Genomic DNA, 19,647 nt, shown 5'->3' with positions numbered 1-19,647 from the left:
AAAAACGGCAGCCTGCGGGCTGCCGTTGTTTTATTGCTGATTTAATTGCGCGCCTTAGCGGATCTCGGCGTTGCCGATAGTCTCGTCGGCGCGCCAGATGCGATATTTTACATCGACATTAGTCGGCGTGTAGATGACGATCGGCAGCTTGCTGTTGTAGCGCAGCATAGCGTCATCGCCGAGGCCGGCAGTAACAAATTTCTTCGTTTTCTTGCCGTCCGGGCAGGCCATCATGGTGGATACCGGGCCGCTCAGCTTATCAAAGACATAGTAGTCATAACCCCAGCCTTCCAGGGTTTTGCTTTCCAGCTGCCCGCCAAAACGATGGTGGTTACAGTCGACTTCCAGCGTCTGGCCGATCATCAGCTCAACCTTCAACGCCGACTCATCCTGCTGCTGCGGCAGCTGAATAACCTGACGCTTCATGCCTTTTTCCGCTTTCGGGAACGGCGCGACTTTTTCCAGCGGCTGGTCTGCGGCCAGGGCACCGGCAGACATGCAGGCGGCGGTGAGCAGAGAAACGGCTAGCGTAGTGATTTTTTTCACGGTTGATCATCCTTTATTTTCGTTCCTGACAGGGATAGCCTATCATCACTTAGCTGAATGTTAAGATTTATTTACCATTTTTTGCAAAGTGAATAGTGTTATCTACTGGCAAAAGGGCAGCGTTCAGAGCGCGACAGTGGCGCTGGCGGGCCGCCAGACGCCTGCCGGAGAAGCTATTCAGTACGGCTATTTTTTGCTTCCTCAATAAACTCTTCATCGATTTCATCGGTGTTGCCAGCATGTTCCCGTCCCGACAGCAAATTCCAGCAGGCGATAAACAAGGCGGCGATCAGTGGCCCGATCACGAATCCATTGATACCGTAGATCTCCATGCCGCCTAAAGTGGCGATCAGGATCAGGTAGTCCGGCATCTTGGTATCCTTGCCCACCAGCAGCGGACGCAGAATATTGTCCACCAGACCAATCACAACGACAAAGAAGCCCACGATAAAGGCGCCCTGCCACAACTGGCCGGTAGCAAAAAGGTAAATAGCCGCCGGCACCCAGATAATGGCCGAGCCCACCGCCGGGATAAGCGACAGGAACGCCATCAGCGCCCCCCAGAGAATGCTGCCGTCCAGACCGGCGATCCAGAAGGCTAAGCCGCCCAGCGCCCCCTGCGCCAGCGCCACGGCGACGGTGCCTTTTACCGTGGCGCGGGCCACTGCGGCGAACTTAGCGAACAGGTGCTGCTTCACATAGCTGGATAACGGCAGAGATTCGAGGATCAACAGCACCAGGTAAGGTCCATCCTTCAGCAGGAAAAACAGTAGGTACAGCATGATGCCGAAGCTGACGGTAAAGCCAAAGGTCCCTTTGCCAATCAGAAACGCGCTGCCGGCCAGATACTGGCCACCTTTCAGGGCGACATCGGAGAGCTGCTGCTGGATCTGCTGCGCGCTATCAAGGTTATGTTCTGCCAGGAAGCTTCTGGCCCAGCCGGGGAGGTGGGCAATCAGGCTGGCGACCACCGTCGGGAACTGGGTATCGTTATGCTGCAGTTTGCTGTACACCACGTTCAGCTCGTAGGCCAGTGACGACAGGATAATCGCCAGCGGCGTAAACACGATAAGGCAGATAATGACGATGGTCATCAGCGCCGCCAGGCCATTACGCTCGCCGAGGCGGGTGCGAATTTTGTTTTTGACCGGATTAAAAATCACCGCGAGGATCGCGGCCCAGAGAATGGCGGAATAGTAGGGTGAGAGAACATCAAAAAAGGCCAGGGTTACAATGAAGACGATAAGGATGAAAAATCCTTTGGTAAGTCCATTAACTCTCATGTCATCCGCTCCTGCTTATGAGTCATACGGTCGAATAATAGATGCTACGACGTAATTTACCATCAGGATAGTCGTACTCTATACGCTGTGGTGCGGAAAGGGCACAAATTCAACGAGGTGGGGGACGGGCGTAAAAGAGAGACATAAAAAAACCAGCCTTAAAAGGCTGGTTTCTCTGGGATTTTTGGTCGGCACGAGAGGATTTGAACCTCCGACCCCCGACACCCCATGACGGTGCGCTACCAGGCTGCGCTACGTGCCGACGCGTGGGGAACAATATTACCCGTTCCCCAGGCGAATGCAAGCGGGTCGCGCGCGATTGATTCATAATTAATCAATCAGTTAGCGATAAAGCGTTTTTCGTCGGTCAGGACCTGCAGCAACAGGCTGAGCTGCGGTTTCTGATCTTTGATTTTCTCGCCGTCGCGGCTCCAGGTGGTGTAGGTGCCGTTATGGTTGAGGACCACGGTGATGGTCGGGGTGGTAATGGCCAGCGTATCGCCGTTGGCCGCGGTGACCCAGTTCCGACGCCGCGCGGCGCTGAACAGATCTTCACCCTGCGAATACTCATTGGCCGGCGTCGAAACGTGAAGCAGGCGCTGCATCAGCGTGGTCATCACATCTTTGTTATCGGTCAGGGTGGCAATTTCCTGGGCTGGCGTGCCCGGCCAGTGAATAACCAGCGGCACCTGCAGCTGCTCGCGCGACCAGTCGAATGAGTCGTGTTTGACGTTAAGCGGCTTGCCGTGGCCGCCGGTGATAATCACCACCGTATTATCGAGCTTGCCGGCTTCGCGCAGCGCGTTCAGCACCCGATCGATCTGGGCATCAACGTCGCCTGCCGCCTTGCTATAACGGCGGACAAAGTTCTGCTGCTGCGTGTCGTCGAGAGTGGTGCCATTCAGCGAGATCCACGAGAACCAGCGATTCTCATCCTGCGCGTAACGGTCCAGCCAACTGATCCACTGATTGGCGGTCTGCTCGTCGCTCTGGGTCTTCGCGCTCGGCAGCGAGAAGTCGGAGAGCAGCGCCTGGCGATACAGCGGGCTGCTAAACCCATCGGAAGAGAACAGCCCCAGCTGGTAGCCCTGCTGGTTGAGGGCGGTGATCAGCGCTGCGGGAATACGCGCCGAGAGGACACCGTCCATATAGGCTGGCGAAATGCCGTAGAACAGGCCAAACAGGCCGCTGTCGGCGGTATTGCCCGAGCTCATATGCTGGGTAAAGTTGACGTTTTCTTTGGCAAACGCCGCCAGCGCCGGCATCGTCTTTTCAAACCGCGAGTAGTTCAGGTTGTCGACGGTGATCAGCAACACGTTATAGCCCGCGCCGAGGTCGCGGTAGCGCAGGTTACTGAGCGGATACTGGACCGATACCGCCTCCGGCGCCCCTTGTTCCACCAGGCGACGCTGATAATCCTGGGCGTCGAGCAGGCCATGTTTCTCAAGGAAACGACGGGCGGTCATCGGATAGGAAAGCGGTAGATTCGCTCGCTGCATGGTGATCGGGCGATAGAAGTTGGCATCCGCCCAGATATAGACCAGGTGGCTGCTGACGAACGACAAAAAGAAGAACCAGGCCACCGGGCGGGCGTAATGGCGGCGGCGCGTCAGGCTGCGCAGCTTTTGCCAGCTCCAGGTGGCGAAGAGCATTTCAATCAAAAAGATGACCGGGACGCTGATAAACATCAGCTGCCAGTCGCGCGCCATCTCATTCTGGTCAGGGTTGATGACCAGCTCCCAGACCACCGGATTTAAATGAAGATGGAAGCGGGTAAAGACCTCGCTGTCTATCAGCAACAGCGTCATCCCGGCGGTGGCAAGGATCACCGACAGGAAGCGCATCAGGCGCTGCGAGACCACGATAAAGGTCAACGGAAAGAGGATCAGCACATAGCTGGTAAACACCAGGAAGCTGAAGTGCCCGACGAGACTGACGTACGAAAAGAGTCGTCCGGCAAGCGTCGTCGGCCAGTCGGCGACAAAAAGGTAGCGGCTGCCGAGCACCATGGCCAACAACATGTTGAACAGGGCGAACCAGTGCCCCCAGCTAACCATCTGGGAGACTTTTTCTCGGTAGGGCTGACGTAGAGTCACCATATACTGTTGCTGTTATCCTTAATGCGCTGGATCGTCGTTAATCGAAGATTGCAAAGCCTGCGCGAAAGAACGGGCGATGGCCTGACGCTGCGCCGGCGCGACGCTACTGTTGATCAGGTTGGTCACCATATTGCCTAACACCATCAGTGAAAGGTCAACCGGGGCTTTGTGTGATTCCAGGACGTTCGTCAGCTCGCTGAGCAACTGTTCGACCTGTTGATCGCTATAGCGGGAAATTTGCGGCATAAACTCAAAATCTGTTTGTTCGTGAAAGGGCAACATATTACCGTAGCAGCAGCTTTTTTTCCGCATTTTTTCGCCGCGGCGCAAAAGCGCACCGATCGTCAGTCATGACGTCGAAATGTGTGGCGCCAGTTGCGTCGGCTACCCGGCGGTGGTTGAATACCGCCCGGTCTAAAAGGAGAGTTTAACATGAGTCTGGATATCGACCAGATTGCCCTGCATCAGTTAATCAAACGTGATGAACAAAATCTGGAGCTGGTGCTGCGCGAGTCACTGCTGGAGCCGAACGCGACGGTCGTCGAGATGATGGCTGAACTGCACCGGGTTTATAGCGCCAAAAGCAAAGCCTATGGGCTGTTCAATGAAGAGAGCGAACTGGCGCAGGCGCTGCGCCTGCAGCGTCAGGGCGAAGAGGAGTTTCTGGCGTTCAGCCGCGCGGCGACCGGCCGCCTACGCGATGAGCTGGCGAAATACCCGTTCGCCGAAGGGGGCATTGTCCTCTTCTGCCAGTATCGTTACCTGGCGGTCGAGTATCTGCTGGTGGCGGTGCTCAATAACCTGAGCAGTATGCGCGTCAACGAAGAGCTGGATATCCGCTCGACCCATTATCTGGATATTAACCATGCCGATATCGTCGCGCGCATCGATCTGACCGAGTGGGAAACCAACCCGGAGTCGACTCGCTACTTAACCTTCCTGAAAGGGCGGGTGGGGCGCAAAGTGGCCGATTTCTTTATGGATTTCCTCGGGGCCAGCGAAGGCCTCAACGCCAAAGCGCAGAACCGCGGCCTGCTGCAGGCGGTGGACGACTTCGCCGCCGACGCGCAGCTTGATAAATCCGAGCGACAGAATGTGCGTCAGCAGGTCTATGCGTACTGCAACGAACAGCTGCAGGCCGGGGAAGAGATTGAGCTGGAATCGCTGTCCAAAGAGCTGGCCGGCGTCAGCGAAAAGAGCTTCCAGGAATTCACCGCCGAACAGGGTTACGAACTGGAAGAGAGCTTCCCGGCGGATCGCAGCACCTTACGCCAGCTGACCAAGTTTGCCGGCAGCGGCGGCGGTTTAACCATTAACTTCGACGCGATGCTGCTGGGCGAACGCGTATTCTGGGATCCCGCCACCGATACTCTGACCATTAAGGGCACCCCGCCGAACCTGCGCGACCAGCTGCAGCGCCGGACCTCCGGCGGCAACTAAGCGCCGCGCCCCGTCAGCGCGACCGCTGAACGGGGACGATCTCCACGCCGCGCTGCACCAGCTGCTGGCGCAGCGCGGCGTCGGGATCCCCATCGACGATAAGCGTACTGGCGAGGTTCAGCTCGCCGATGGCAAAGGCCGACGCGGCGTTGAGCTTTTCCCGGGAGGCCATCACCACGGTTTCCGCGGCCCTGGCCGCCAGCGCGCGCTTGATGCCTGCCTCTTCATAATCACCGGTGGTAAAACCCGCTCGCGGGTGGACGCCGGTCACCCCCATAAAGAACACATCGGCGTTGATCCGCGCCATTCCTTCCAGCGTTTCGGGGCCGACGGCGACAACTGAATGCTTAAACACTTTGCCGCCAAGCAGGATCACCTCGATTCGCGGGTGATCGACCAGCGCCACGGCGATGCCGGGGCTGTGGGTGACCACCGTGCAGCTGAGGTCGGCGGGTAAGAAGCCGATCATCGCCGCGGTGGTGGTGCCGCCATCGACAATCACCACCTGTCCAGGCTGGATCCGGGCGGCGGCGGCGCGCGCTACCGCCTGCTTGGAGGCGATTTGCACGCTTTTGCGTGTTTCAATAGGGGCGATGGCAGCGGAGACCGGCAGCGCCCCGCCGTGGACCCGCTGCAGTTTTCCTTCCGCCGCCAGCTCGCGCAGGTCGCGGCGAATGGAGTCCTCTGAGACGTTAAACCGTTGGCTCAGCTCCCCGGACATCACCTGTTTTTCCTCCGCAAGGATGTGCAGGATTTGCTGTTTTCGTTGACTGGCGAGCATGATTTTTCCTTCACGAGTGATCTTGTTTGTGCACTATTATGCATGTTATGGTGCCTGTTGTCATCTTAAAGGGGATATAACATGCAAACTCATGCACCGCACGTCCGCCACATTCGCGAGACGCTGCTCTCTGATAACTGGTACACGCTGAAAAAATATACCTTTGAACTGCAGCGCCGGGACGGACGCTGGCAGGAGCAGAGCCGCGAGGCCTACGATCGCGGCAACGGCGCGGTCATTTTACTCTACAACCGGGAAAAGCGAACGGTGGTCCTGACTCGTCAGTTCCGTTTTCCGGTGTTTACTCACGGTCACGACGGATATCTCATTGAAGCGGCGGCCGGGCTGTTGGATAACGCCTCGCCGGAGGCGAGGATCGTTGCCGAAGCGGAAGAGGAGACCGGCTTTCGGGTGACGCGCATCGAGCCCGTCTTCACCGTCTTTATGAGCCCCGGATCTGTCACCGAAAAACTCTACTTTTTTATCGCCGAATATCAGGCCGATGACCGGCAGGGAGAGGGCGGCGGGCTGGCGGCGGAAGGTGAGGACATTGAAGTGCTGGAGTGGCCGCTGGCGCGGGCGCTGCAGGCCATTCGCGATGGCGAGATCATGGATGCCAAAACCATTATCCTGCTGCAGCACCTGGCGCTGAATGCCGACACGCTCCTCGCCGGCTGAGCGGCAAGGAGCTGGGGGGGTTAACGCAGCTCGCGGGCAATGGCGCTGTACATCAGCGCCGCTTCCAGCGGCTGGGCGTTAAAGGAGGGTTCCGCCTGCGGCCAGGTCGACCACTGGACGATCACCAGGTGTTCCGCGCGGTTCACCATGATCACCTGGCCGTAGATACCCAGCGCCCACAGCGAGTCCTTCAGCCCTTCCTGCGGCGTCGGCTGGACGTTTTGCGCATTCGCCGGAATGGCGTTATTCCACCACTGATAGCCGTAGATACCTTGCGGATGCGCCGCCGAGACCGAGTTTAGCGCTGTGGTCCAGCTTGCGGCCTGATCGAACCAGCCCGCAGGCACCAGCTGTTTGCCGTTGCTTAACCGACCATCGCGGGCGACGAATTCGCCGAAGCGGCCCCAGTCTTCAAGGGTGGCGTTAAAGCCATGGGCGCCAACATCATGCTTCCCTTGCTGATAAGCATGCCATACGCCGTCGTGGGCCATCCCGGCGGGCTGCCACAGCGACTGCTCAAGCCAGGCGGCCAGCGGCATACCGGTGGCGCGCTCCAGGATATCGCCCAACAGCCAGGCGCCGCCGGAAGAGTAGGACCACTGCTCCCCCGCCGGATGCTGGCGCGCCAGGCCGGTGACGATCTTGCGCACGCAGGCATAGGCGCCGTGCTGCGCCTCGCACTGGGTCAGGCGGGCGAAGTGCGACTGCGGGTCGGTGTAGTCTTCATTCCATTCCACACCGCTGGTGTGCTGAATTAACTGCTTCAGCGTCACGCCGTCCCAGGCGGTGCCTTTCAGTTCGGGCTCATAAACGGTAATCAGATCATCGAGGGAGTGTATCTTACCCTGCTGAATGGCGATACCCACCAGCGTCGAGACCACCGATTTTCCCACCGAGCGTGAGGTCCACAGGGTGGTATCGGTGTTGCCGTCGCCAAGATATTTCCAGGCGACTTTGCCGTCTTTCAGCACCAGCATACCGCTGACGTTCTCGCGCTTCAGGTAATCCTGCAGGGTCCAGGTGTGGCCGTTAAGGGTATAGCGGGCATCGGTCAATTGTTTTTCAGCGCGTTCCAGCGGCACTGAGGCGCCGTGGCGGAAGACATCCCCGGCATAGTTGCGATAGTCATTGCGAAAGCCAATCACGCGTGAAGTCTGATCCCAGCTGAGCATGTCTTTGGCCGCGGGTAGCGTTTGATCGTAAGGCGTTGGGCAGACATCCAGCGTCAGGCCGCCGCAGTTTTGCGCCATTGCCGCCGCCGGCAGCGCCGCCAGGATTAACGCCAGGGCCAGTGGTTTTCTTATCATCTTCCTTTCCTCGTTTGCCATAGATTCGCTGCGCAGTATATAAATCGGCGCGCGCCGGCTAAAATCAGCACAGGGGGGATTTTCCCCCGTAAGGGAGAGAAGGATGAAAACCCTGCAATATTCTTTCGCGCAGATTGAAGCATTCGCCACTATCGCCGAGACCGGCAGCCTGTCGCGGGCGGCCATTCGGTTAGGTAAAGACCGAACCACGCTGCGCGATCTGCTGGACTATCTGGAAGACGCGCTGGGTTACCATCTGTTCAGCCGGGAAGGGCGTACCCTGATCTTAACCGCCGAAGGCGAGCAGCTTTTTCGTCAGGCGCATCTGCTGTTGCGCCAGGCGCAGGCTTTCGAGTCTTTTGCGCAAACGCTGCCGCAAACCACCGGACAGGCGCTGCGTCTGGTGTACGATCCCTTTATCCCACGTGATTTTCTCTGCGCGCTGGCCGATACGCTGGCCCGGCGGCAGATCCGCCTGAGCTGCTGGAGCGCCTCGCGGCGCGAAGCCGAGCAGGCGCTGAGCGATGGCGTGGCGGATATGGCGCTGTGCCAGGCTAACAACCGCACGCTGGGGAGCGAAATGGAGTGGCGGGCGCTCGGCACCGTGGATCTGCGTTTCTACGCGGCGGACAGTCTGTTCCACGACGCTCCGCGGCCGCTGACGCTATTGAATCTTTCGTTGACGCCGCAGTTAGTGATGCACCGGCGCAGTGACGATCAGATTGCCCGCCGGCTGCAGATCTCCGGCCATACGCTGTATATGAACGAAATTACTCTGCTGCGCCATGCGCTGGAGCAGGGGAGGGGCTGGGGGTTTTTACCGGACCATTTGCGGCCAGGCGAGTGGCAGGGAGTCAGTGAAATCGCGACGGAGGTCGGCAGTCAGGGGCTGAACGTCACCATGGTGATGCTCTGGCTGCCCGGAATGAATAAGCATCGGATGCTTAGCGACATCGTGGACGAGGCGCCGGAGCTTTGGCGGCGCGGATAACAAAACGCCCCGGAGCCGAAGACCCCGGGGCGCTTGCCATACAACTTGCTATCGGCGATTACGCGCGAACGAAGTCGATGTGAGTCAGTTTCGGCTTGAACGCGTGGCGCTGAACAGCCTGAACTTTGACTTTTTCTTCTTTGCCATCAACCACGACGGTCAGAACTTCGCCGTAAAACTCAGCTTTGTCCTGCATGTTCCATACTTTGTCGTGGTCCAGTTCGATAGCAACCGGAGCAGCTTCGCCACCGTAGATGATTGCCGGGAACTTGTTAGCTGCGCGCAGGCGGCGGCTCGCACCCTTACCCTGCTCTTTACGTACTTCTGCGTTGATAGTAAACATTGATGTCTCTCTATATATAAAGCCTGCTACAGGCGACCCAGCAACAGGCGGATTATCTGCTTTGCGAATGCAAAAGCGGGCGGCATTATAGCCGCCAAACGACACCCGGGCAATCAAAACCTCAGCTTTCGGGTGATTAACGCAGCTCGTTGGCGCGGCGAAAACGCCCCTGATAATCGAACACTTTTTCCCGCACCTGCCAGTACTGGCCTTTCATGCGGGCGACGACAAAGTCCGGATGGCGCAGCAGCGTCTGCTGGGCCACGATATCCGCCGGCGTTATCCAGCGCAGCGGCACCCCCGGCGTGCGGGTATGCGGACGGATAAACAACTGCTCAAAGGCGGTACGCTGGGCGGGCGTTTGCAGACGGAAGCGCTCACTGACGTCGGCGCCGTCCTCATCGTAGTAGGTGATCTTCAGCCACGGGCCTTTCTCGTCGCCGCCATGCTGCAGGGCCATGCCGCTGCAGCGCAGCACCAGCGCGTCCTTCAGCTTCAGCGCCGCCTTCAGCATATCGTCCGGGTCAACCAGAATGGTGTCGCACTCCCGGCAGCGGCGGGCGGCGATATCGTTTTCCGCGTTGCACTGCGGACAGTTTTTGAAGCGAAAGCGGAAGTCGCACTGTTCGCGGTGGCCGTCGTCATCTTCGAACCACCCCTGGCAGCGGCGGCCAAAATGCTCAATCAAGGTGCCGTCGGCGGTGGTTTTGCCCCAGAAGGTATTGGCGAAGCCGCAGGCCGGGCAGAAGACCTGCACCGGCACGTTGTCGCTTTTACCCTTCGGCGTTCCCACTTCCGGGGCGTACAGGTCGTGCGGGTTGCCGGCGTAGTCGAGGATCAGGCAGTCGGTTTTTCCCGGCGCCAGGCGCAGGCCGCGGCCAACGATCTGTTGGTAAAGACTCACCGACTCGGTGGGGCGGAGGATGGCGATCAGGTCGACGTGCGGGGCGTCGAAGCCGGTGGTCAGCACCGCGACGTTCACCAGATAGCGATACTCCTGCGCTTTAAACGCCTCGATGATGCGATCCCGTTCCGGACCCGGGGTTTCCCCGGTGATCAGCGCCGCCTGGCCTGCCGGCAGCAGGCCGGTCACTTCCCGGGCGTGCTCCACGGTGGCGGCGAAGATCATCACCCCTTTGCGGCTTTCGGCGAACTCCACGATCTGGCTGACGATATGTGGGGTGATACGCTGCTGTTTTTTCAGCTCATGGTTAAGATCGGCTTCGCTGAACAGGCCGTTGCTTTGCGCCTGCAGGCGACTGAAATCGTACTGCACCACCGGCATATCGAGGCGCTCCGGCGGCGTCAGGTAGCCGTGCTTAATCATATAGCGCAGCGGTAGCTCATAGATGCAGTCGCGGAACAGGGCCTTTTCATCGCCGCGCACCATCCCGTGGTAGTGGAACTGATAGATCCAGCCCTTGCCAAGGCGGAACGGAGTGGCCGTCAGGCCGAGCAGCCGGATCTGCGGATTAACCTGCCGCAGGTGGCCGATGATCTGCTGATACTGGCTGTCGTCATCATCGCTGATGCGGTGGCATTCATCGACGATGAGTAGCGAAAATTCGCTGCGAAACTGGTCGAGATTGCGCGCCACCGACTGTACGCTGCCGAACACCACTTTGCCGTGGCTCTCTTTTCGCTGCAGACCGGCGGCAAAGATATCCGCCTCGAGGCCAAGGGCGCAGTATTTGGCATGATTCTGCGCCACCAGCTCTTTGACGTGGGCCAGCACCAGCACGCGGCCGCGGGCCAGGCGGGCAAGCTCGGCGATCACCAGGCTTTTGCCCGCGCCGGTGGGTAGGACAATCGCCGCCGGCTCGGTATGGCGACGGAACCAGGCGAGGGTGGCATCGACGGCTTCTTGTTGGTAAGGACGTAATGTAAAAGTCATGAATTCACGGGGCTAATTAACTCGCGAATAGTATGCCATGAATCTTTTCCCTTGAGTGGTGTTAAGAGCCCGTTATACTAGCCAGTGAAATTCTTCTTTTTCGGGCGATTTGCCCGCTCCAGCACTTTGACAGGCTAAAAAAATCTCATGCGACTTGATAAGTTTATCGCTCAGCAGCTTGGCGTCAGCCGGGCTATTGCCGGGCGTGAAATCCGCGGCAGCCGCGTTACCGTGGACGGCGACATTGTAAAAGATGCTTCCTTTAAGCTTCAGCCGGAGCACGAGGTGGAGTATGACGGAAACACGCTGACCCAGCAGAACGGCCCGCGCTATTTTATGCTCAACAAGCCGCAAGGGTACGTCTGTTCCACCGACGATCCCGATCATCCGACTATCCTTTATTTCCTCGACGAGCCGGTGGCGCATAAGCTGCACGCCGCCGGAAGGCTGGATATCGACACCACCGGACTGGTGCTGATGACCGATGACGGCCAGTGGTCGCACCGCATTACCTCGCCACGCCACCATTGTGAAAAAACCTATCTGGTGGCGCTGGAAAGCCCGCTGGCGGAAGGGACCGCGGAGCTGTTCGCCAAAGGGGTCCAGCTGCATAACGAAAAAGATCTCACCAAACCGGCGGTGCTGGAAGTGATCACTCCGACCGAAGTGCGCCTCACCATCAGCGAAGGCCGCTACCATCAGGTGAAACGCATGTTCGCCGCCGTGGGTAACCACGTGGTTGGCCTGCATCGGGAACGCATCGGCGACATCCAGCTGGATGAATCGCTGGCGCCGGGTGAATATCGTCCGCTGACGGAAGCGGAAATTGCCAGCGTGGGCGCCCCGCAGCCACGGAGTAAAACGTGACGCTGAAGCAGAATTCTTCACTGGGGATTGTGTTTATCCTTGGCCTGCTGGCCATGCTGATGCCGCTGTCGATCGATATGTACCTCCCGGCCCTGCCGGTGATCGCTGCCCAGTACCACGTGCCGGACGGCAGCGCGCAGATGACCCTCAGCACCTATATCCTCGGCTTTGCGTTGGGTCAGCTGCTGTACGGTCCGATGGCTGACAGCCTCGGCCGCAAGCCGGTGATCCTCGGCGGAACGCTGGTCTTCGCGGCGGCCGCGGTGGCCTGCGCCCTGTCGCAGACCATCGAGATGCTGATCGCCATGCGCTTCTTCCACGGTCTGGCGGCCGCGGCGGCCAGCGTGGTGATTAACGCCCTGATGCGCGACATCTATCCGAAAGATGAGTTTTCGCGGATGATGTCGTTTGTCATGCTGGTGACGACCATTGCGCCGCTGGTGGCGCCGATGGTCGGCGGGGCGGTGCTGGTCTGGTTCAGCTGGCATGCCATTTTCTGGATCCTTGCCCTGGTGGCCCTGCTGGCCTCGCTGATGATCGGCCTGTTTATCCGCGAAACGCTACCGGCTGAAAGGCGTCAGCCGTTCCACCTGCGCACCACGCTGGGTAACTTTGCCACCCTGTTCCGCCATAAGCGGGTCCTGAGCTATATGCTGGCGAGCGGCTTTAGCTTCGCGGGCATGTTCTCTTTCCTAAGCGCCGGGCCTTTCGTCTATATCAATATTAACCACGTTGCGCCTCAGCACTTTGGCTACTATTTTGCGCTGAACATTGTCTTTTTGTTCCTGATGACCATGTTCAACAGCCGGTTTGTGCGGCGGGTAGGGGCGTTGCGCATGTTCCGCGCCGGGCTGTGGATCCAGTTTGCCATGGCGGTGTGGATGGTGGTTTGCGCGCTGCTCGACGTCGGTTTCTGGTCGCTGGTGATCGGCGTGGCGGCCTTCGTTGGCTGCGTATCGATGGTGTCGTCTAACGCTATGGCGGTGATCCTCGATGAGTTTCCGCATATGGCGGGCACCGCTTCGTCGCTGGCGGGGACTTTCCGCTTTGGTATCGGGGCGATTATCGGCGCGCTGCTGTCGATGGCGACCTTTACCACCGCCTGGCCGATGCTGATCTCTATCGCCTTCTGCGCCACCAGCTCTATTTTCTTCTCGCTTTACGCTTCCCGCCGGCGAAAAATCGCACGCTAGGTCACATTTTCAGGGGCGAAATCGCCCCTTTCTTGATGCATGTCAACCGTAATGGGCTTCAGGGTTCTGTGATTTGTTTCCTTTATGTAAAATCAATTAGTGTAAAAAGTCGCATTGTTGCGATAAAAAAGTTGTTTTGGATCACAGAAACGGGTACATATAGCGCCAATCGGCTTGCCGGGTTAAAAAATAACACGCTGGAATATAAGCGCTTAACCCTGGTCCGACGCGGCTGTAAACGTTTTCTGCGTCTGAGTAGGACTATTTGTCAACAGTGTGTTAATATTGATGTAAATTTATTGTGAAGCCTTTTGCTTCCGGGGAAACCACGTGAATACACAACAACTCTCTATCGTACACCGTCTGCCGCAGAGCTATCGCTGGCTGGCCGGTTTTGCGGGTTCCAGAGTTGAACCGATTCCGCAAAACGGCGCGCAGAACGAAAACAGTCTCGTCGCCCTGAAACTGCTGAGTCCGGACGGTGAAAAAGCCTGGCCGGTGATGCATAAGCTCAGCCAGGCGTTAAGCGACATCGAAGTCGACTGTTCCGTTCTTGAGTGCGAAGGCGAACCCTGCCTGTTCGTTAATCTGCAGGATGAGTTTGCCGCCACCTGTCGTCTGAAAAATTTTGGCGTGGCGATCGCCGAGCCCTTCTCCGGCAATAACCCTTTCTGACCGTCAGCTTAGCGCCAGCAGCTGGCGGGTATACTCATGCCTGGGCGCGCTGAAGACGGACTGGCACTCGCCCTGTTCAACCACCACTCCCTGCCGCAGCACCATCACCTGGTGACACAGCGCGCGCACCACGCCTAAATCATGGCTGATAAAAATATAGGCCAGCTGATGCTTCAGCTGTAATGCTTTCAACAGATTCAGGATCTGCGCCTGAACGGTTTTATCCAGCGAGGAAGTCGGCTCGTCGAGGACGATCAGCTGTGGCTTGACGATTAACGCTCTGGCGATGGCGATACGCTGGCGCTGGCCGCCGGAGAATGCCGCCGGGTAGCGCTGGCGGCTGGCCGGATCGAGCCCGACCTCCTGCATGGCAAGGATCACCGCCTGTTCGCGTTCGACTGCCGTCAGCGTCGGCTGATGGACGCGCAATCCTTCTTCAATAATCTGCTGCGCCGTCAGGCGCGGATTGAGCGACGAGTTCGGATCCTGAAAAACCACCTGCATTTGTCGGCGCAGCGGCAGCAGCTGTCGACGGTTACGCCCCTGAATCGGCTGACCGGTAAAGGTTATCCTGCCCTCGGATGAGATCAGGCGCAGCAGCGCCAGACCGGTGGTGCTTTTCCCCGATCCCGATTCGCCCACCAGCCCCAGCGTCTCGCCGGCGCGCAGCTGAAAACTGAGGCTGTTGACCACCCGATGGTGATCGACAACCCGGCGCAGGATCCCTTTGCGAACAGGAAATGCCACGTTTAAATCGTCCACCTGCAGCAGCAACGGGGCATCGACGGCCAACGGCACCGGCTCACCGTCCGGTTCGCTATCCAGCAGGCGTTGGGTGTAGGGATGAGCCGGCGCGCTGAACAGCGCCCGACAGTGATTGTGCTCCACGCAGCGGCCGTTCTGCATTACCGCCACCCGGTCAGCCAGCTGGCGGACGATGCTCAGGTTATGGGTAATAAACAGCATCCCCATGTTCAGCTCCCGCTTCAGCTCGCGCAGCAGCTGCAGAATTTGCGCCTGCACTGACACATCGAGGGCGGTGGTCGGCTCGTCGGCGATCAGCAGCTCAGGGCGCGTCAGCAGCGCCATGGCGATCATCACCCGCTGGCGCTCGCCGCCGGAGAGCTGGTGCGGATAGTCCGCCAGCCGCCGCGGCGCCTGACGGATCCCGACGCGCTCCAGGCAGTCGAGGATCTCCCCGCGCGCCGCCTCTTTGCGCATTCCCCGGTGTAACGACAGCACCTCGTAGAGCTGTTTTTCCAGGGTGTGCAGGGGATTGAGCGACACCATCGGCTCCTGAAAGATCATCGCGATCCGGTTGCCGCGTACGCCGCGCAGGGTCGCCTCATCAGCATGCAGCAGCGACTGGCCATGAAAACGGATATCGCCGCTGGGGTAGCTTGCCGGCGGGGTAGGGAGCAGCCGCAGCACCGACAGGGCGGAGATGCTCTTACCGGAGCCGGATTCTCCCACCAGGGCCAGCGTTTCGCCGACCGCCACTTCGAGCGACAGATTATGCACGACGGTCTGCGTCTCGCCCTGCTGGCGAAAGGCGATAGAGAGATTGTCGATAGCTAACAGCGGGTGGGTCATATTACACCGCCTTACTGGGGTCAAAGGCGTCGCGAACCGCTTCACCGATGAAAATCAGCAGCGTCAGCAGCATGGCGACGGAAAGAAACGCGGCAATACCCAGCCAGGGCGCCTGCAGGTTGTTTTTGCCCTGCAGGAGCAGCTCGCCGAGTGAGGGCGAGCCAAGCGGCAGGCCGAAGCCGAGAAAATCCAGCGACGTCAGGGTGGTAATAGAGCTGCAGAGAATAAAAGGCAGGAAGGTGAGGGTCGCCACCATCGCGTTGGGCAGCATATGCCGCAGGATGATCTGCCGGTCGCTGACCCCTAACGCCTGCGCCGCCCGGATGTAGTCGTAGTTGCGGGTGCGGAGAAATTCAGCGCGCACCACGCCCACCAGTGTCATCCAGCCAAACAGGACGGTGATCGCCAACAGCCACCAGAAGCCCGGCTGCACGACGCTGGAGAGCAGAATGATCAGAAACAGCGTCGGCATGCCGGACCAGACTTCGATAAAACGCTGCCCCCAGAGGTCGATTTTACCGCCGTAATAACCCTGGATCGCCCCGGCCAGCACCCCCAGCACGCTGGAGAACAGCGTCAGCAGCAGGCCAAAGAGTACCGAGATGCGCGTCCCATAGAGGATCCGCGCCAGCACATCGCCGCCGTTGGCGTCGGTGCCGAGCCAGTTGCTGGCCGAGGGCGGCGAGGGAAAAGGAACCGTGCTGGCAAAATTGATCGTCGTCGCGCCGAAGCGCACCGGCGGCCAAAGCGCCCAGCCGTGGCTGGCCAGCTGGTGCTGCAGCCACGGATCCTGATAGTCAGCGGCGGTGGCGAATGCGCCGCCGAAGGTCTGCTCGGTGTAGTTTTTTAATACCGGGACGTACAGCTGGCCCCGGTACTGCACCAGCAGCGGCCGATCGTTGGCCAGCAGCTCAGCCCCCAGGCTGCAGAGGAAGAGAATTAAAAACAGCCACAGCGACCAGTAACCGCGACGATTGTGGCGAAAGCGCGCCCAGCGGGCCTGATTAACGGGACTGAAGAACGACATTAGCGGCCCTCAAAATCAATACGCGGGTCGACCAGCGTATAGCTGATATCGCTGACGATATTAAGCAGCAGGCCGATCAGGGTGAAAATATAGAGCGTCCCGAACATCACCGGATAGTCGCGGGAGACCGTCGCTTCATAGCCCAGCAGCCCCAGACCATTCAACGAGAACATCACTTCGATCAGCAGCGAGCCGGTAAAGAACATACTGATAAAGGTGGCCGGGAAACCAGCGATCACCAGCAGCATGGCGTTGCGGAACACGTGTCCCCAGAGGATCTGTTTCTCCCCGACGCCTTTGGCGCGGGCGGTAACCACATACTGTTTGCGGATCTCCTCGAGGAAGCTGTTTTTGGTCAGCATGGTCAGGGCGGCGAAGCCGCCGATCACCGTCGCCAGCACCGGCAGGGTGATGTGCCACAGATAGTCGAGGATCTTTTCATACCACGGCAGGGTGTCGAAGTTTGGCGAGACCAGACCGCGCAGCGGGAAAAGGTCGAAATAGCTGCCGCCGGCAAAAATCACGATCAGCAGGATGGCGAACAGAAAGGCGGGGATCGCATAGCCAATGATAATCAGCGTACTGCTCCAGATGTCAAAGCGGCTGCCGTTGCTGACGGCTTTGCGGATGCCCAGCGGAATGGAGACCAGATAGATGATCAGCGTGCTCCACAGCCCGAGGCTCACCGAGACCGGCAGGCTGTCTTTAATCAGCTGCAGTACGGAGGCGCTGCGAAACAGGCTGTCGCCAAAATCAAAGCGCAGATAATCGCCCAGCATCTTCAGGTAGCGCTCGTGCAGCGGTTTGTCGAAGCCGTAGCGGTGGGTGATCTCGGCGATGACTTCCGGATCGAGGCCGCGCCCGCCGCGATAGTGCCCCTCGCTGATATTGCCGGCGCCGGTGCGGGCATGGCTGGCGCCCATCCCACCGTCGCCGGCGCCTGGCATTCCGCCGTGCTGACCAAATTCGATGGCGGCGATGGCCTGGTCGACCGGGCCGCCGGGGGCGATCTGCACAATAAAAAAGTTAATGGTGATGATGGCCCACAGGGTGGGGATCACTAACAGCAAACGGCGGATCAGGTAACTGCCCATGGTATGTCCTTAGCGTCTGTCCGCGGGGAGGGTGGCCGCTTTGTTCGCGTCATACCACCAGGTATCAAGGCCGGACGAATAAATGGGGCGGGTTTTCGGGAACGAGAATTTATTCCACCACGCGGTGCGGTCCTGCGCCATATACCACATCGGCAACATATAGTGGTTCCAGGTGAGGACGCGGTCCAGCGCCCGGCCGAGCGGGATCAGCTTCTGCTTATTACCCTGCCACTGCAGGATCTGCGCAATCAGTTTATCTACCACCGGACTCTGCACCCCCGGCGCGTTGTAGCTGGAGTGAATATAGTCTGACGCCCAGGAGATTTGCAGGTCGGTCCCCGGCCAGGGCATGGCACGCCACAGGCTTGGCATCATGTCGTAATCGCGGCTGCGGCGGCGGTTGCTGTACTGCGAGTTATCCACCTGACGAATATCCATGACGATCCCCAGGCGCTGCAGGTTGTGCTGGAACGGCAGCACCCAGCGGTCATTGCTTCCGGCCGGCATCAGCAGCTCAAAGCGCAGCGGCTTGCCGGTGGCGGCGTTAACCCGGCGCTGGTTCTTCACCGTCCAGCCTGCCGCGTTGAGCAGGGCGTCGGCTTTGAGTAAGTTGGCGCGGTCAAAGCCATCGCCGCGGGAGACCGGCGGCTGGTAAACCTGACTGAAGAGCTCGGGGGGCAGTTCGTTTTTCATCGGCGTCAGCAGGGCCAGTTCGGCCGCGTCGGGCAGGCTGCGGGCGGCATATTCGGTGTTCTGGAAATAGCTATTGGCGCGCTGATAGGCGCTGTAGAACAGCGCTTTGTTCATCCATTCAAAATCAAACGCCAGGGTAATAGCCTCCCGCACCCGGTGATCGGCGAATACCGGGCGCTGGATATTGAACGCCAGCCACTGGGTATCCTGCGCCGAGGTGTTGGCATACTCCTCTTTGATGATGTAGCCGCGGCTGAAGTTGCGGCCGACGTAGCGGGTGGCCCAGTTTTTGGCGACCGTCTCTTCCCGGCGGTCGACGGCCCCGGCTTTAAAGGCTTCGAAAGCGACGTTGTCGTCAAGATAATAGTCATAGCGCAGCGTATCGAAGTTCCAGCGACCGCGGTTGACCGGCAGGTCGGCCGCCCAGTAGTCGGCGACCCGGGAATAGGTAATATACTGTCCCATCCGCCAGGCGCTGATGCGGTAGGGCCCGCTGGCCAGCGGCGGCTTTGACAGCGGGTCGCTGAGTTTGTGATGACGCCAGAACGCCTCGGGCATCACCGGCAGGCTCAGCAGGCTCAGCATGTTCTCTTTACCGGGCTGGCCGAGGTCGATACGCACAGTCAACGGCGCGATGGCCTTCACGGTGGTGCCTTTATAAAAGAGGCGGAACTGCGGCACCCCTTCGGTCATAAACTTCTTGAAGGTAAAAGCGACATCCTGGGCGGTGATTGGCGTGCCGTCGTGAAAACGGGCGCGGGGGTTGAGAGCGATCTCCATCCATGAATAGTCCCCGGCGTAGCGCGCCCGCTCGGCAATCAGCGGATAATAGCTCCCGGGCTCATCATCCGAAGTGGTGAACAGGGCATCGTAGAGCGCCTCAGTTCGTACCGCGGGATTGCCGCGCAGCGCATAGCGGTTGAAGTTGTCGAAGGTGCCGATTGCCGCCAGGGTGAGGGTACCGCCTTTCGGCGCCTGTGGATTGACATAATCAAAATGGCTGAAACCGGCGGCGTACTTGGGCTCGCCGATAATCGCGAAGGCGACGCTTTCCTGAATGGATTGCGCGTTAGCGCTCAGGCTAAACAGAGCAAGCAGAAGCAGAAAAAGTCGCGCATACATAGGCGGCAGAATACCCCGTCA

General features: G+C 59.2%; 18 protein-coding genes and 1 tRNA gene. 6 read left to right on the top strand and 13 right to left on the bottom strand.

What is annotated here, in order from left to right:
- Positions 1 to 54 precede the first annotated feature (54 nt).
- The 5 genes from eco to ABLU73_RS05365 form a co-directional block, all read right to left on the bottom strand.
- A complete protein-coding gene (gene eco / locus ABLU73_RS05385; RefSeq protein ID WP_004201671.1) occupies positions 55 to 546 on the bottom strand; it encodes a serine protease inhibitor ecotin in 492 nt (163 codons plus the stop codon).
- A 173-nt stretch (positions 547 to 719) separates the two neighbouring features.
- Complete coding sequence (locus tag ABLU73_RS05380; protein WP_004201670.1) at positions 720 to 1,829, bottom strand: AI-2E family transporter; 1,110 nt, start codon at positions 1,827 to 1,829, stop codon at positions 720 to 722.
- A 185-nt stretch (positions 1,830 to 2,014) separates the two neighbouring features.
- Positions 2,015 to 2,091 (bottom strand) — tRNA-Pro (locus tag ABLU73_RS05375).
- A 76-nt stretch (positions 2,092 to 2,167) separates the two neighbouring features.
- Entirely contained in the window at positions 2,168 to 3,928 is a 1,761-nt protein-coding gene (gene yejM / locus ABLU73_RS05370; RefSeq protein WP_048295224.1) for an LPS biosynthesis-modulating metalloenzyme YejM, read from the bottom strand.
- Positions 3,929 to 3,946: 18 nt separating this feature from the next.
- Positions 3,947 to 4,174 carry a YejL family protein gene (locus ABLU73_RS05365; protein ID WP_004195346.1) on the bottom strand — a complete coding sequence of 76 codons (228 nt, stop codon included), beginning with the start codon at positions 4,172 to 4,174 and terminating at the stop codon, positions 3,947 to 3,949.
- Positions 4,175 to 4,360: 186 nt separating this feature from the next.
- Between ABLU73_RS05365 and yejK the strand changes: the two genes are divergently transcribed.
- Positions 4,361 to 5,368: a nucleoid-associated protein YejK gene (gene yejK / locus ABLU73_RS05360; RefSeq protein WP_004144267.1), complete on the top strand. Its 1,008-nt coding sequence runs from the start codon at positions 4,361 to 4,363 to the stop codon at positions 5,366 to 5,368.
- A 13-nt stretch (positions 5,369 to 5,381) separates the two neighbouring features.
- Here yejK and ABLU73_RS05355 read toward each other — a convergent pair whose 3' ends face one another.
- Positions 5,382 to 6,149: a DeoR/GlpR family DNA-binding transcription regulator gene (locus ABLU73_RS05355; protein WP_114466034.1), complete on the bottom strand. Its 768-nt coding sequence runs from the start codon at positions 6,147 to 6,149 to the stop codon at positions 5,382 to 5,384.
- An 81-nt stretch (positions 6,150 to 6,230) separates the two neighbouring features.
- On the opposite strand from ABLU73_RS05355, the gene ABLU73_RS05350 reads away from it, so the two are divergent.
- Positions 6,231 to 6,827 (top strand): NUDIX domain-containing protein, encoded by a 597-nt coding sequence (locus ABLU73_RS05350; RefSeq protein ID WP_048295223.1) that lies wholly within the window; start codon positions 6,231 to 6,233, stop codon positions 6,825 to 6,827.
- Between the two features lie 20 nt (positions 6,828 to 6,847).
- Here ABLU73_RS05350 and ABLU73_RS05345 read toward each other — a convergent pair whose 3' ends face one another.
- Positions 6,848 to 8,134: a serine hydrolase gene (locus tag ABLU73_RS05345; protein WP_348850074.1), complete on the bottom strand. Its 1,287-nt coding sequence runs from the start codon at positions 8,132 to 8,134 to the stop codon at positions 6,848 to 6,850.
- Between the two features lie 103 nt (positions 8,135 to 8,237).
- Between ABLU73_RS05345 and ABLU73_RS05340 the strand changes: the two genes are divergently transcribed.
- Positions 8,238 to 9,125: a LysR family transcriptional regulator gene (locus ABLU73_RS05340; protein ID WP_080828021.1), complete on the top strand. Its 888-nt coding sequence runs from the start codon at positions 8,238 to 8,240 to the stop codon at positions 9,123 to 9,125.
- 58 nt (positions 9,126 to 9,183) lie between these two features.
- Here ABLU73_RS05340 and rplY read toward each other — a convergent pair whose 3' ends face one another.
- Positions 9,184 to 9,468, bottom strand: a complete 285-nt coding sequence (gene rplY, locus ABLU73_RS05335; RefSeq protein ID WP_004201664.1) for a 50S ribosomal protein L25 — start codon at positions 9,466 to 9,468, stop codon at positions 9,184 to 9,186.
- Positions 9,469 to 9,604: 136 nt separating this feature from the next.
- Complete coding sequence (locus ABLU73_RS05330; RefSeq protein WP_094334369.1) at positions 9,605 to 11,362, bottom strand: DEAD/DEAH box helicase; 1,758 nt, start codon at positions 11,360 to 11,362, stop codon at positions 9,605 to 9,607.
- A gap of 147 nt (positions 11,363 to 11,509) precedes the next feature.
- Between ABLU73_RS05330 and rsuA the strand changes: the two genes are divergently transcribed.
- The 3 genes from rsuA (at position 11,510) to ABLU73_RS05315 (ending at position 14,097) form a co-directional block, all read left to right on the top strand.
- On the top strand, positions 11,510 to 12,229 hold the full coding sequence (rsuA, locus tag ABLU73_RS05325; protein ID WP_064178377.1) for a 16S rRNA pseudouridine(516) synthase RsuA: 720 nt from the start codon (positions 11,510 to 11,512) through the stop codon (positions 12,227 to 12,229).
- Positions 12,226 to 13,422: a Bcr/CflA family multidrug efflux MFS transporter gene (locus tag ABLU73_RS05320; protein WP_004201661.1), complete on the top strand. Its 1,197-nt coding sequence runs from the start codon at positions 12,226 to 12,228 to the stop codon at positions 13,420 to 13,422. Before rsuA ends, ABLU73_RS05320 begins: the two co-directional genes overlap by 4 nt.
- Positions 13,423 to 13,752: 330 nt before the next feature.
- Positions 13,753 to 14,097: a YejG family protein gene (locus tag ABLU73_RS05315; protein ID WP_002912974.1), complete on the top strand. Its 345-nt coding sequence runs from the start codon at positions 13,753 to 13,755 to the stop codon at positions 14,095 to 14,097.
- 3 nt (positions 14,098 to 14,100) lie between these two features.
- On the opposite strand, the gene yejF is transcribed toward ABLU73_RS05315, so the two are convergent.
- From yejF to ABLU73_RS05295, 4 genes are read right to left on the bottom strand one after another with little or no spacing between them, the layout of a single operon-like run.
- Entirely contained in the window at positions 14,101 to 15,690 is a 1,590-nt protein-coding gene (gene yejF / locus ABLU73_RS05310; RefSeq protein WP_065878340.1) for a microcin C ABC transporter ATP-binding protein YejF, read from the bottom strand.
- 1 nt (position 15,691) lies between these two features.
- Entirely contained in the window at positions 15,692 to 16,717 is a 1,026-nt protein-coding gene (locus ABLU73_RS05305; RefSeq protein ID WP_048325169.1) for a microcin C ABC transporter permease, read from the bottom strand.
- Positions 16,717 to 17,811, bottom strand: a complete 1,095-nt coding sequence (locus ABLU73_RS05300; RefSeq protein ID WP_264924454.1) for a microcin C ABC transporter permease YejB — start codon at positions 17,809 to 17,811, stop codon at positions 16,717 to 16,719. Before ABLU73_RS05300 ends, ABLU73_RS05305 begins: the two co-directional genes overlap by 1 nt.
- Before the next feature lie 9 nt (positions 17,812 to 17,820).
- The gene (locus ABLU73_RS05295; protein ID WP_348850073.1) at positions 17,821 to 19,626 is read right to left on the bottom strand and encodes an extracellular solute-binding protein; all 1,806 of its coding nucleotides are present in this window, start codon (positions 19,624 to 19,626) and stop codon (positions 17,821 to 17,823) included.
- Positions 19,627 to 19,647 lie beyond the last annotated feature (21 nt).

The organism is Klebsiella sp. GG_Kp175, assembly GCF_040062325.1.
Classification (GTDB): Bacteria; Pseudomonadota; Gammaproteobacteria; order Enterobacterales; family Enterobacteriaceae; genus Klebsiella; species Klebsiella quasipneumoniae.
Note: the sequence above shows the minus strand (reverse complement) of the source record. Positions and strands in the feature narration are given on the sequence as shown.